The organism is [Leptolyngbya] sp. PCC 7376 (assembly GCF_000316605.1).
GTDB lineage: Bacteria > Cyanobacteriota > Cyanobacteriia > Cyanobacteriales > MRBY01 > MRBY01.
In genome coordinates this window covers 4,911,760-4,925,248 of record NC_019683.1, presented here as the reverse complement: position 1 = coordinate 4,925,248, position 13,489 = coordinate 4,911,760, and the positions used below count along the sequence as shown (strand labels likewise).

Annotated in this window: 11 protein-coding genes and 1 tRNA gene; 4 read left to right on the top strand and 8 right to left on the bottom strand. The window is 44.1% G+C overall.

Annotation, left to right across the window (positions count from 1 at the left end):
• Window positions 1-41 precede the first annotated feature (41 nt).
• On the bottom strand, window positions 42-488 hold the full coding sequence (locus LEPTO7376_RS22040) for an RNA-binding protein (RefSeq protein ID WP_015136227.1): 447 nt from the start codon (window positions 486-488) through the stop codon (window positions 42-44).
• Window positions 489-1,122: 634 nt separating this feature from the next.
• Between LEPTO7376_RS22040 and LEPTO7376_RS22035 the strand changes: the two genes are divergently transcribed.
• On the top strand, window positions 1,123-2,937 hold the full coding sequence (locus LEPTO7376_RS22035) for an aspartate kinase (protein WP_015136225.1): 1,815 nt from the start codon (window positions 1,123-1,125) through the stop codon (window positions 2,935-2,937).
• Between the two features lie 144 nt (window positions 2,938-3,081).
• On the opposite strand, the gene LEPTO7376_RS24070 is transcribed toward LEPTO7376_RS22035, so the two are convergent.
• The 5 genes from LEPTO7376_RS24070 to LEPTO7376_RS22010 all read right to left on the bottom strand — a co-directional run bounded on the left by LEPTO7376_RS24070 (window position 3,082) and on the right by LEPTO7376_RS22010 (window position 8,882).
• Complete coding sequence (locus LEPTO7376_RS24070) at window positions 3,082-4,713, bottom strand: PAS domain S-box protein (RefSeq protein WP_015136223.1); 1,632 nt, start codon at window positions 4,711-4,713, stop codon at window positions 3,082-3,084.
• A gap of 177 nt (window positions 4,714-4,890) precedes the next feature.
• Window positions 4,891-7,470 carry a GAF domain-containing protein gene (locus LEPTO7376_RS22025; RefSeq protein ID WP_015136222.1) on the bottom strand — a complete coding sequence of 860 codons (2,580 nt, stop codon included), beginning with the start codon at window positions 7,468-7,470 and terminating at the stop codon, window positions 4,891-4,893.
• Window positions 7,471-7,691: 221 nt separating this feature from the next.
• A tRNA-Phe gene (locus tag LEPTO7376_RS22020) sits at window positions 7,692-7,764 on the bottom strand.
• An 86-nt stretch (window positions 7,765-7,850) separates the two neighbouring features.
• The gene (locus LEPTO7376_RS22015) at window positions 7,851-8,444 is read right to left on the bottom strand and encodes a DUF3177 family protein (protein WP_041766342.1); all 594 of its coding nucleotides are present in this window, start codon (window positions 8,442-8,444) and stop codon (window positions 7,851-7,853) included.
• A gap of 216 nt (window positions 8,445-8,660) precedes the next feature.
• A complete protein-coding gene (locus LEPTO7376_RS22010; RefSeq protein WP_015136220.1) occupies window positions 8,661-8,882 on the bottom strand; it encodes a Calvin cycle protein CP12 in 222 nt (73 codons plus the stop codon).
• 387 nt (window positions 8,883-9,269) lie between these two features.
• Between LEPTO7376_RS22010 and dnaN the strand changes: the two genes are divergently transcribed.
• Window positions 9,270-10,448 (top strand): DNA polymerase III subunit beta, encoded by a 1,179-nt coding sequence (dnaN, locus tag LEPTO7376_RS22005; protein ID WP_015136219.1) that lies wholly within the window; start codon window positions 9,270-9,272, stop codon window positions 10,446-10,448.
• Between the two features lie 18 nt (window positions 10,449-10,466).
• On the opposite strand, the gene LEPTO7376_RS22000 is transcribed toward dnaN, so the two are convergent.
• Window positions 10,467-11,798 carry a serine hydrolase gene (locus LEPTO7376_RS22000; RefSeq protein ID WP_015136218.1) on the bottom strand — a complete coding sequence of 444 codons (1,332 nt, stop codon included), beginning with the start codon at window positions 11,796-11,798 and terminating at the stop codon, window positions 10,467-10,469.
• On the opposite strand from LEPTO7376_RS22000, the gene LEPTO7376_RS26700 reads away from it, so the two are divergent.
• Both LEPTO7376_RS26700 and LEPTO7376_RS21995 read left to right on the top strand, forming a co-directional pair.
• Window positions 11,783-11,974: a hypothetical protein gene (locus tag LEPTO7376_RS26700; protein WP_160148552.1), complete on the top strand. Its 192-nt coding sequence runs from the start codon at window positions 11,783-11,785 to the stop codon at window positions 11,972-11,974. The genes LEPTO7376_RS22000 and LEPTO7376_RS26700 overlap by 16 nt on opposite strands.
• 334 nt (window positions 11,975-12,308) lie before the next feature.
• Entirely contained in the window at window positions 12,309-12,704 is a 396-nt protein-coding gene (locus tag LEPTO7376_RS21995) for an Hpt domain-containing protein (RefSeq protein ID WP_015136217.1), read from the top strand.
• A 27-nt stretch (window positions 12,705-12,731) separates the two neighbouring features.
• On the opposite strand, the gene LEPTO7376_RS21990 is transcribed toward LEPTO7376_RS21995, so the two are convergent.
• Window positions 12,732-13,487, bottom strand: coding sequence for an RNA methyltransferase (locus LEPTO7376_RS21990; protein WP_015136216.1), 756 nt, complete (start codon window positions 13,485-13,487; stop codon window positions 12,732-12,734).
• Window positions 13,488-13,489 lie beyond the last annotated feature (2 nt).

Here is a 13,489-nt window from a genome sequence, read left to right as displayed (position 1 = left end):
TGCCACAAAGACTGTAGCAGGAAAGATTTGTCTAAATCGTCTTAGACGTTTGTGGTTTGCTTCTGGAGCATGTCCTTAAGCTTTTCGAGTTCGCTAGCCCAACGAGGGTCAGGCTGTGCAGAGGAGGAGCCACCGCTAGAGTAAGTCATAGGCTTCTTGTCGCCACGCTTACGCTTACCGCCACCGCCTTTACTACCTGTGTTGCCACCAGCATTGCTGGGCTTCTCATCGGTCTTAGCGCGGGGAAGTGCTTTCTCAATTTTGAGCTCGCTATCCATGAAGGATTGGCCGTTGTACTTTTCGATGAAAGCATCTGCTTCTTCGTCAGTGGGAACGGTTACGAATGCAAAACCACGGCACTTGCCAGTTTTGCGGTCTTTAATCACTTTAGTACTAGCGTTCTCGCCTGCATCTGCGAAAAATGTGGTGAGGGCGTCTTTCTCGACGACATCTTTGGGTAAATTACCGACGTATAAACGGACGGACATAGAATAACCTCCTAGGGGGTGGGTGTTGTCATTAAAAACTTTGATCTTCAGGTCATTTCGACAATGAAATACGGCGTCAAAAGCTAATTACGCTGCGATCGCCTTTGACTGTGCCTATAGTGTTTAGCTGTAGAAATACTGGTCATTCAGTGTTGATTATGCCCTGAGTAGATTTGGAAGACTTATTGCCTGACTCTGCAGAAACAGTTTCTTCTCCTCAATCCGCGTTGTGATACGGAAAAGTATGGTGCGGTAATGCTTATCGGAAACATTACAAAATGTATCACACTACCGAGTGCAACATTATGGGCTACTGAGCTTAGAAATACAAGGGATTTAATATTTTCTTTTGTTTGTTTTTATGATTCTGCGCTAAAGATCACTGACTTTCGCTCTCTCAAAATGGTAAGGAAAACGACAATATAATCCTCTGTAAGTTAATGAATATAGCCATTTTGGCGCAATGGAGAGAAGTGAAGAATGCTTGTTTTTACAGTCAGGAAAAGATTATTTAAAACAACGGAGTATGAAGGATTTATTAGAAAACCCTATAGGATTTGATACAGTGGATTTCCAATTTTCCATTACAAATGGAACGTAATCTTTAGGAGTTTGGGGAGTAAAAAGCAGAGCCATGACAATGATTGTGCAGAAATACGGCGGTACCTCTGTCGGATCGGTCGAACGCATTCAAGCTGTTGCCAAGCGCATTTATAAACGGGTACAGGCTGGCAATCGGTTAGTGGTTGTGGTTTCTGCGATGGGTAAAACGACGGATACGTTGGTGAAATTGGCCAATGAGATTAGTTCTAATCCGAGTCGTCGTGAGATGGATATGTTGCTCTCGACAGGGGAACAGGTGACTATTGCGTTACTCAGTATGGCGCTGCAAGAGTTGGGTCAGCCTGCAGTATCGCTAACTGGTGCTCAGGTGGGCATTGTCACGGAAGCGGAGCATAGTCGGGCCCGGATCCTAGAGATTAAGACTGAGCGTATCGAAAAGCATTTAGATCAAGGTCAAGTGATTGTTGTGGCTGGCTTCCAAGGGGTCAGTGAAAGTCGTGAACTCGAAATTACAACTCTTGGGCGAGGCGGTTCTGATACGTCTGCAGTGGCGATCGCCGCTGCGTTGAAAGCGTCCTGTTGTGAAATCTATACGGATGTGCCGGGAATTTTAACGACAGATCCGCGCATTGTGCCAGAAGCCCAATTAATGCCAGAGGTGACGTCGGATGAAATGTTAGAGCTGGCGAGCCTCGGGGCAAAGGTTTTACATCCCCGCGCGGTGGAAATTGCCAAAAATTATGGTGTTCCTTTAGTCGTTCGGTCGAGTTGGACAGATGAGCCAGGCACAAAAGTGACTTCTGTGGCAGTGGATAATCGCCCGTTACTGGATCTCGAAATTACCAATGCGGTTGATGGGGTTGAATTTGATTTAGATCAGGCACGGGTAGCAATGCTGCATATTCCTGATCGCCCTGGCGTTGCCGCAAAATTATTTGGAGAAATTGCTTCTCACAATGTCGATGTGGATTTAATTATTCAGTCGATTCATGACGGTAATAGTAACGATATTGCGTTTACGGTGACGGAAAAGGATGCTGATCAGGCTCAAAAGATTGTGGCGGCGATCGCCCCGACACTTTGCGAAGAGGTTGGACAAACAGCCGATGATGTCATGGTTAAAACCTCAAGCGATATTGCCAAGATCACCATTTCTGGGGCTGGTATGATTGGCCGACCTGGGATTGCTGCCACGATGTTTCAGAGTTTGGCAGATGCTGGTATTAATATCGAAATGATTTCGACGTCTGAGGTGAAGGTGAGTTGCGTGATTCAGCAGGCTGACCGCGACCAGGCGATCGCCACTTTATGCGATGTATTTGAGATTGCATCCTCGGCGCTGACTGCATCACCCACCGCTCAGGCTCAAACTGAAGCACCCGCTGTACGGGGTATTGCCCTAGATCTCAAACAAGCTCAACTCGCGATTCGTCATGTGCCCGATGCACCAGGGATGGCTGCCAAAATTTTTACGCTCTTGGCACAGCAAAATATTAGCGTCGATATGATTATTCAGTCCCAGCGTTGTCGGGTGCGCAATGGCATTAATACTCGCGATATTGCTTGCACCGTTGCCCAGAGTGACGCTGAAGCCGCGCGTTTGGCTTTAAGTGGTATTGCTGAACAGCTTGATTTTGGTGAGATTGAAGTCAATCCGGCGATCGCCAAAGTGAGTGTTGTTGGCTCTGGGATGATTGGCGCACCGGGCATTGCCGCGAAACTTTTCCAAGCCCTAGCGGATGACAATATCAATATCCAGATGATTACCACCTCAGAAATCAAAATTAGCTGCGTCGTCCCTGAGGAGCAAGGTAAAGAAGCTCTACAACTTGTACATAAAGCCTTTGATTTAGCCGGTGAGGCGAAAGTGGAGATGCCTGCTTAGACGTCTTTAACGACGAGGACGAGCACCACAAATACGACGGCGATCGCCACCAAAATTGTAATCACACTCACGGACTTCCTTCTCCTTGCCAAACATCATCATTGTTTAGCGTAACGGGAAAGCCGTGGCATTGCTGCGTGATTTTTACGTTATGGGCAGGTAAATACAAAACTCACAACCCTGATCGATATCGGAGATGACGTCGATGCTTCCCTCATGGGTTTCAACGATAATTTGTCTGGCGATCGCCAACCCTAAGCCCGTACCTTTGCCAATCGCTTTTGTCGTAAATAGATTGTTGAAAATTCTCGCTTGATCCTTTTTGGGAATCCCTAAACCATTATCGGCAATACTGATTTTAATGTGTTGATTATCCACTGAAGTACGAATAGTAATGTGTTGGGGATTATCTTCTAGATCTTCAAAACTATGACCTTCACTAGCTTCTTCTAAAGCATCAATTGCATTAGCCAAGATGTTCATAAATACTTGATTGAGCTGGCTAGAAAAGCATTTGATTTCAGGTAACTCACCATAGTCTTTTTTGACTTCAATCGCTGGACGGCATTCCGTTGCTTTTAGTCGATATTTGAGGATAAGCAACGTACTGTTTAGGCCATCATGCAAATCTATACTCACTTTTTCTTTTGTTTCAGCGCGCGAGAAAATACGAAGGCTTCTACTAATGCTTTTAATTTGAGTTGTTGCCGTTGTCATTGATTCTAAGAGTCTCGGTAAATCTTCAAGGATAAATTCTAAATCGATATCATCTGCCACATCTTGAACTTTATTATTCGGGGGATGTTGTGAGTGATAAATCGCCAAATATTCAAACAGCTCTTGTATATAATCCTTGGCATTATTAATACTGCCGTTGAGGAAGCCCATCGGATTGTTTATTTCATGACCAACTCCTGCTACTAGATTCCCTAGGGTGGCCATTTTTTCACGTTGCACCATTTGTAATTGAGTCGTTTGCAGTTGCGTTAAGGCTTTTTCCAACTCCTGTGATTTTTGCAAAATGATCGCTTCTGCTGCTTTGCGATCGCTGATATTTTCGACGCTTGACCAAATAAATTTTTCGCCATGTCGCTCAACAATTCTTCCCGATAGCCTGACCGGGATAAGGGAGCCATTTTTGTGGATATATTCTTTTTCATAGGGGCCATAGCGCCCGGTTTTAGATAGGCTTTGGAGCTGTATTTGTTCTTGAGGGGCATATTTCTCGGGAGTGATTTCCCAATAGCTTAGGACAGATAAATCCTCATTTTCGCGACCGAGAATCCCCGCAAAAGCTTGATTGGCATAGACAAATTCCCCATTCATCCGACAGAGCAGTAAACCCATGGAGGATTGTTCTAATAAGTTACGATGGTAGGCTTCACTTTCTGCCAGAGCGACTTCTGCTGCTTTGCGTTGGCTAATATCTTGCATTGTGATTAGGCCATGGGGTTTGCCGTCATAGAGGCAGGCCACTGCTCTAACTTCGATATCAAAACAGCTGCCATCCTTTCGTTGGGCGATCGCCTGACAATAAAATTCTTTATCGGCTCGGAGAGTGTCGAGAAAACTATCAAATAAGTTCAGAGAATCAGGATGAATGAACTCGAACAATTGCTGGCTGGTCAATTCCGCTTCGGAATATCCTGTCATTTTGCATTGAATCGGATCAACATTGATAATCTGGCCTGTTTCTAAGTTACAAATCGAAAGGCCATCATCAATGATGTAATCATTTAAGTGCTGTGATATAGCTTGGTTGGCAAAGCTGGTCATAGACGTAGTCTTTTAAACCGTTAAAATGAGCTCACTTTTTGAGCATTCGTCATTAGTGATTCTTTGTGCTATTTATTCATCAAAAATCATCTTGAAAACTATATGAATTTATATTAGGAAGTCTGGTGTTGAATACTTGTTTTGAATATTACTCAGAGATTATTTCACAGCTGAAATCTAACCTTGAAACTTAATAGGCAATCTGATGATGAATTCAGCTCCTCCTTTTTTGATGGATTTGAAATTTAATTGCCCACCATGTTTTTGACTGATGATTTCATGGGAAATAGACAAACCTAAACCCGTACCTTTGCCAATCGATTTGGTTGTGAAGAAATGGTCGAAAAGTTTATTCTCGTCAGTCTCTGGTATACCGATACCATTATCTCGAATGGAAATCTGTATATGATCTATTCCATCTAGTTGGGTCTTGATCCAGATTTTTGGCTTCCAATTCCTTGTTTTTTTTGATGTGCTTTTTGCTTTCTTTCTTAAGACTTCTTCGATAGCATCAATTGAGTTTGACAAAAGGTTCATAAACACCTGATTGAGTTGAGCTGGAAAACACTCTACTAGTGGAATATCACTATATTTCTTGATGATGTCAATGCTGGTATTTGTATCACAGAATTTCAATCGATTACCTAAAATCAGTAACGTACTATCGAGCCCTTCGTGAATATTAACCGCTTTAAATTCAGCTTCATCTAAACGAGAGAAATTCCGGAGAGATAGAACAATTTGTCGAATCCGATCTGTCCCCATTTGCATTGAAGATAGGACTTTGGGGAGATCTTCCAAGATAAAGTCGAGATCGAGTTCTTCGGTGCGCTCTTGAAGCTTTTGAATGTCTTCGGCTGAGTTAGGGCTGGTTTTCTGATATTCGCAAGCTAGGATTAAAAGATCTTTAACGTAATCGTTGATATGGGGCAGGTTGCCGTGAATAAAATTGATGGGATTGTTGATCTCATGGGCAACGCCAGCTACTAATTGCCCTAAACTGGCCATTTTCTCATTCTGAATGAGCTGTAATTGAGACTGTTGTAAAGCTTCGAATAGATCTTTTAATTCTGTTGATTGCGATTGGAGTTGTCGGACAAATTCTGTTTGTTGTAGGGCGATGCCGAGTTGTTCGCCAACTTGAGCCAGTAATTCTACTTCGTCAGTTTGCCAATGACGTGGTCCAGAGTTTTGGAATGTCGCGAGCAAACCCCACAGATGATCATCCTGAAAAATAGGGGCGATCGCATAGGCTTTAGCTTGAAACTGTTCTAATAGTTCGATGTGACAATCGGAATGTCCCGCGTCATAGATATCTGGGATGGCAAATGTTTCCCCTGCTGCGTAGCGGCCTCCCTGAGTATCCATCAAGTGGGTATCTTCAATGACAGGGGAAACGCCAACCAAGGGTTGCCATTCTGATGTGACTGATTCAAATAAAAAGTTGCCACTCCAATCGGGATTAAAACGGTAAATAGTGACACGATCCGCATTTAGCAGTTGACGTATTTCTGTCGTTGCTGTTTGGCAAATTTCTTCTAATTCAAGGGATTGGCGGATCTTACTAACGAGTTTGACTAGGATTTTTTGTCGGTTGATTGCTTTTGTTTGTTTACTCGCTTGTTGGAGAGCAATACCGAGTTGTTCTCCGACTTGGGCAAGGAGCTCTACTTCATCAGTTTGCCAGTGGCGTGGGCTAGAGTTTTGGAATGTCGCGAGTAAACCCCACAGATTGTCATCTCGGAAAATTGGGGCGATCGCATAAGCTTTGGCTTGAAACTCTTCTAACAATTCGACATGACAGTCAGAATGCCCTGCTTCATAGATATTCGGGATGGCAAAGGTCTCCCCGGCAGCATAGCGACCACCTTGCGTTTCCATTAGGTGAGTATCTTCAATGGAAGGAGAAACCCCAACTAAAGGTTTCCATTCCGCGGCAACTGACTCGAATAGAAAATTGCCACTCCAATCAGGATTAAAGCGATAGATAATGACACGATCTGCCTCTAGTAAATGACGTACTTCTGCTGTTGTCGTGTTACAAATATCGGCAAAATCTAAAGATTGTCTGATATTGCTGACGATTTTAACGAGGGCTTTCTGGCGAGTTAAAGCTTCTTGCTGAGCCTTTGCCTGAATGAGTTGAGCTGCCTGGAGCTTAATTTGTTCGCGGTTTTCTGCCTGTTGTAGGGCAATGGCAAAATGGATTGCAATTTTCTGGACAAACCCAATTTCTGCTAGCTGCCATCGTCGAGGATGGGAGCATTGATGAATACACAATAATCCCCATAATTCTTTTCCTTTCAAGACAGGCACAATTAAGTTTGCCCGCACTTGAAACTGCTCAAGGATTTGAATATGACAATCACTCAAATTTGCATCATAAATATCTGCAACGGATTGTATACGTCCTTCTGTGTAGTGGACAGCGTATTGTGAACCGAAACAATGGTCATAAACTTTCGCTGCCATTGCTGATGGAAATTCTTTTCTGACGTTCTCAGCAACAAACTCTCCTTCGTCCCAGCCACTGCCGGGAGTGAAGCGAAAGACTCCAACCCTATCTGCACTTAGTAATTGCCGGATTGAGGTTGATGTTTCATGAAAAACATCATCTAACTCAAGACACGAACGAATACGCTCGATAATGCCATCCAAGACTTGCTCTTGCTCAATCTGCTGGAAAAGCTGATCGGTACAGACTGCAAGCTGGTGTGCGGCCTGTTGCAAAGCATTAATTTTAGGATTTGGCGACATGTCCAACGATCTCTGAAAAGGCTCGATCTCTAATTACGTATCCTAACCAGCTTTATCCAGAATCAGCAAATAAGCTTTCTGGTCTGGTTCACAATTGTGAAGACTTATTTTCTCGAAATAATTTTCAGTAAAAAAGTGTTGGTGATCGCCCAACTTCCCCAGAAAATATTCCCATAACAAAAGGGACTCACAATCGCTGTAAGTCCCTTGAAATTATTAAGTGCCGGGAGGCGGAATTGAACCGCCGACACGAGGATTTTCAGTCCTCTGCTCTACCAACTGAGCTATCCTGGCGTTTTGCGCACAAGTTCTAAGATAGCAAAACAATTTTCGATTGGCAAGAGTTTTTCTTGAAAAATTTATGCACGTTTAAATTCGGCTTATTGCTCAATTGCAATACGACCCTGTCGACCAAGGCGAAAAATCAAAAATGATAGAAGATAAATGCCATAAACAATGAGGCCTGTGGCCCCGAGGAATCCAAGGAAACCGGCCGAAGAGTTGGCATGTAGGATTTCTTTGTAGCGTATGGGGGCTTCTAACCAAACCTGACAATAGGCACCTTGCTTTGTTGTTGCTGAAAAAATGCAAGAAAAGAACGGCAGGTTAATTAATGCTCCGATTGCGCAATACGCAGTCATTGCCCAGCGCCAAGACGTAAAAACAAGTTTGAGTTTACTAGCGGGCTGGTCACGGATTTCTTCATTAAGATCGATCCAAAACCACAGGCTAATGGGGATAAGGATGCGAGATAGCAGACCTGTGAGATAGCCGACTGACCAACTAGGAATGAGTAAATAGACGGTGATCATGAGAAGGCTTGCGACCTTCCAATAGATCCCGAGGAGTCGCTGCATGGATTCGATCTTGCTAACGAGGCTCCAGATCAGCAGCACAATAGGCGTGATGACAGTGAAAATAACGGCAAGACGATAATCCATCCACGCCAGCTGCCGAAGTAATGCTTCATCCATAGTTTTATCTTGTTCTTCGCGGTCGTTTTTGACTGTTTTAGTATACACAAACCAAAACAGTGGCACTTAGGAAAGTGACCACTGTTTGAGGTTTTAGTTAGGAGATAGAATCCACTGATACATCAGCGAGCTTTCTATCTGCTTAGACAATATGTTGTTGTTTAGAGTAGTGCGACGAAAATGCCGGGGCGATCGCCACCCTACTCGATAGAAAAATTAGTCTTCGTAAATACGGCACTCATCAGCATCTGGATTGGCATCACAGAACTTGTCGAGTTCCGTCTTTTCAGGTTCCTGTTCACGTTGGTGAGAAGCCTCAGCTTGGAGCTCTTCTACTGCATCCCAAGCCGCAGCACATTCACCAGAAGTGGCATCAGTGTTGCAAGCCTCACGTGCTGCGTCGCGTTCCTTTTCAATTTGTTGTTGAATGTTAGTCATGAATCTTCTTTTTTATTGTTTGCGTTTTTATGTAATGCATCCAGCCAAGTCTAAATTTGTTTCAATTTTGATCACAAAAAATGAAACAACGACATCGACTGAAACGTATGGAGTAAGGACATTTTCCCCTCAACATCATGCGAATAGATTCATGCATCTAGCGAGTCAGTAGAGCGTAAATTAACCTAGCTTTGCCTCCCTACAATTTTCATTGTACAGCAGTAATTTGGGTGTGATTGTTCAAGCTTGACTCGTGATCACCGTACCTAAAATAGTGGTGTTAGATTAGGGCTGAGACTCCTGAAAACTAATGTGTTTGAGTTCGGATGATCAGGAGAATGTTGTAGTAGAATCTAGCTGCTCTATTTGATTATTTCCCCGTACGCCATGAAGTTTGTTTGCAGCCAAAGTGATTTAAATAGTCAACTGTCTCTGGTGAGTCGGGCTGTGCCTTCGCGTCCTACTCATCCAATTTTGGGGAACGTCTTATTAAAGGCGGATGCTGGACACCATGAGATTCAGTTAACGGCTTTTGACCTAAGTTTGGGAATTCGGACGAGTTTTCCTGCTCAGGTGCTTGAAAGTGGCACGTTAACGCTGCCGGCGAAATTGTTGAATGATATTGTGTCTCGTCTACCAGAAGGCGAAGTGTCCCTTAGCTGTCCGCAAGAATCTTTGGGCGAAGGAGACGCTCAGGCGACGCTAACTGCCGCGGCCGGTCGTTTTCAGTTGCGGGGGCTTGGAGCGGAAGAGTTTCCTGAATTGCCCACTATCGAAGGAGGGACAAAATTGATGTTGCCGGCGATCGCCCTGAGTGAAGGATTAAGTGGTGTTTTATTTGCGGCGAGTGCTGATGAAACGAAACAAGTATTAACAGGCGTGCACCTCACCCACAAACAAGATTGCCTCGAATTTGCTGCTACTGATGGCCACCGCTTAGCGTTAGTGGAAACAAGCGATCAAGCAGAACAGGATGAAACTGAAGAAGGCAAATTGCCTGTGCCAGAGCTTGAGGATTTTGCTTTAACTATTCCTGCTCGCGCCCTGAGAGAATTGGAGCGAATGTTAACGAGTGCTAACGAATCTGATTTGGTTGCACTGCATTTAGATGAGGGCCAGGTGATTTTTGAAATCAATGATCAAAGATTAACCAGCCGTAAATTGGATGGAGCTTATCCCGCCTACCATCAGCTCATCCCGAGTCAGTTTAATCGTCAGGTCACTCTAGAGCGCCGCAGTTTGGTCAGTAGTATTGAGCGGGTCGCCGTTTTAGCGGATCAAAAAAATAATATTGTGAAATTTAGATTGGATGCTGCTGGACAAAAGCTCCATTTATCAGTGGAGGCACAGGATGTTGGTAGCGGTGAAGAAGCCCTCAATGCTCAAGTGACAGGAGAGAGTCTCGAAATCGCCTTTAATGTGAAATATTTGACGGAAGGGCTAAAGGCTTTACCGAGTAATGACATTCAAATGCAGCTCAACGAAAATAATCAGCCCGTCATTTTTAGTCCACTCGGTGCAATGCAAATGACCTATTTGATTATGCCAGTACAAATCCGTAGTTAAAGGATTGGTTTAATGGCCTCAGTTTGTCTCTTCCGGGAAAGATGCTGTCTCTAAGGATTTATCGGATTCTTGGGGTTCTGTTGGGATAGGCTGAGGTTGATTTTTCTCGGCATGTTGATAAAATAGCTTGCCAATTTTGTGTAAAAGCTCTTTGCCTTTCGGCGCATCATAGGGGCGCTCGACAAAAATCGATGCAATATAGCGTTTGCCGTTGGGCAGATCAATAATGCCAGCGTCGCCAATGATATAGCCGATATCGCCGGTTTTATGGGCGATCGCCGCTCCTTGCCCCAGAGTCTGGGGTAATAAGTTATCGTTTCGAGTTGAACTCATAATCCGTATCAGGCGATCGCGGGAGCGGTTAGACAAAATGTCTCCTCGACTAATTTTTGCGAGTAGAAACGCTAAATCCCTTGCCGTGGTCAAGTTTGTCCCCTCTAAATCTGGCAAAGGCGCATTAAGCTGTGTTTGCTGGAGACCCCAACTTTGAAATTTCTGGTTTAAGACTTCAAAACCACCGAGCTGCTCAATAATCATGTTGGTGGCAGTATTGTCACTATTGATGCTCATCTCAGAGGCAACAAATAACGCAGATAGCTCAGTGCCATTATCTTTGTACTGAAAATTACCAGAGCCTCCACCTTTGACATTATCGGTAATTATTAGAGAGTCCTGTAGCTGTACTGTGCCTTGATCGACTGCTTCTAAAAAAGCGACAAGGACAGGGATTTTAATCGTGCTTGCGGCAGAAATACTCCGGGAAGAGGCGACATCTAAATATTCCCCCGTATCCAAATCCACAAATAACATCGTGGCATCTAGCTCTGGGTCTGCGGCGATCGCCACCTGTACCGATTCACGCATTGTCACGAGCGATGTCTCTAAAGGCAGAGGATTTGCCGATTCGTCTGGAGCGAAAGATTGACTACGCTCTTCCGTATCTTGGGTGACACTAATGTAGGGACGTGAGTTTGAAATTGCTAATAGAGTCCCAATAAACGCTCCGATACCAATGCCTACAATCGCGAAACGGATTGGATATAAAATCGGCTTGGGAAGCTTGAGACGTAACCGCCGTGCTTGATTATTGGAACGGCTCGATTTTGCCGTTGGCCGTCGTCGAGTTTTACGCTGTGGAGACGCCTGTTTTGTTCCGGATGGTGATGCTGCCTTCTGTAAATTTGTTTTTGGCCTTAATTTGTTGGATGTGGCTTTGGGGCGACGGCGACGAGAAGATAAAGAAACGACTTTTCCGCCAGATTTAGCTTCTTTCGAGCCACCAGACTTAGATCCTTGGGACTGGGAAGAAATCTTTCTTTTTCGCCTTGTACGGCGTGATTTCTCAACCACGGGTCACTCCTCAACTTGAAATTGTCACAAATTATTTCCCTATTATGCCCGAAGTTTTGTCGATTCGGATGGGTGAGCATTCAGAGTCGTACTCTCTACAAACTATTTTGACCTCTACTATTGATCGCTATCTTGGTGAGCTTGTCGGAGCGATCGCTGAAGTTCTGAATTTTTGATAGTTGTTAATTGACTGTAATGCTTGTTTTATGGGTATTTGGGCTGTGCCAAAAATGAGCATGATCGCGTCTCAGTACCCTAAAGATAATGGTTACGATTAATGTATAGGCACTCCTAAATACGAAAACTCGATGGAAATGACTTTACTTTAGTGAATTGTAAATTCGAAAAGATTTAGTCACATCGGAAAATAGATGTGGCAATCATCGCTAATGCTTTAGAGGATTGATAAAAAATATATGGTGGTCTGTTTGCCTCGAGTTATTTCGCTATGTTTCAGACCGTGTTATGACGTTGCCTCAAAAATCTATCAGCATTACATCTAACTAATTAATGATTGTCCCTGAGTCTAAATCCCCAGACCAATTCACCTTAAATTCTCTGGATTCTCCCATTGACTTTGAGGGTCTTTATGAGCTTTATGGCGATGATTCGTCTATGTTTCAGTTTGCATTTGAGGAGCTGATGCAAATTTTACCGAAATATTTTGCCAAGTTGGAAGCCGCGATCGCCGATAGTGATATGGCAAAAATTTTATATGAAGCCCATCGCCTGAAAGGTTCGACTGCAACAGTTAGTGTTAAGAAAATTCCAGATTTATGTAGTGCCGTTGAAGATGCAGCCCGTGTAGAGGATCTTGGACAAATTAATGCTTGCACTACTGAGATTCGGACCCAAGTGAGTATTGTGCTCAAATTCCTCCAAAATTACTCTAGTGGCAATAATTAACGGCTGAGTTGATGCTTGATTCTAAGACTATTCGTCTGGCTGTTCCGATTGGAGTTTGTCTGGATTGGCGATCGCCCATGCTGTTTGCCGAAGAATACCCCTGAGCATCGACGTTTCTGCTTGGGTTAACTGATTCCGATTGTATAAACTCCGAAATTTATTCATACGTGCAGCAGCCGTGTGGGGTTGTAGATAGCCAATTTTTAGTAAGAGCTGTTCTAGATGTTGATAATAGCCTTCGAGATCTTTGAGATCTGCCAAATCTTGGGTGGGAGATTCAGCCACTGGTTGTACCATTGTGCTCAAACTTTGCAGCTCATAACAGCAGACGGCGATCGCCTGAGCTAGATTTAGAGAGGTATATTCACTGCCCGTCGGAATACAGAGGAAGCGTTGGGCATGGTTCAGCTCCGTATTCGTTAAACCGTTATCCTCTCGCCCGAAAATAATCGCACTCGGCGTATCATCCTCTAGAACCCACGGTAAAACCTGTTTAGGCGTTTCCATTGGTGTCGATAACTCTCGCGGTTGACCTGTGGTGGCGATCGCCTTGTGACAACCCTGCAACGCATCCGCCAAACTATCCATCACCGTCGCATGCTCTAAAATTTCCGGTGCTTTTACCGCCATTAACCGTGCTTCCTTGCCAAGATGATCACACCGAGGATTTACAAGGATTAATTGCGACAGCCCCATATTTTTCATGACGCGGGCAACAGAACCAACATTTAAAGCACCCGCAGGCTCAACAATGACAATGCGAATATGATCGAAACTGCTCAAAC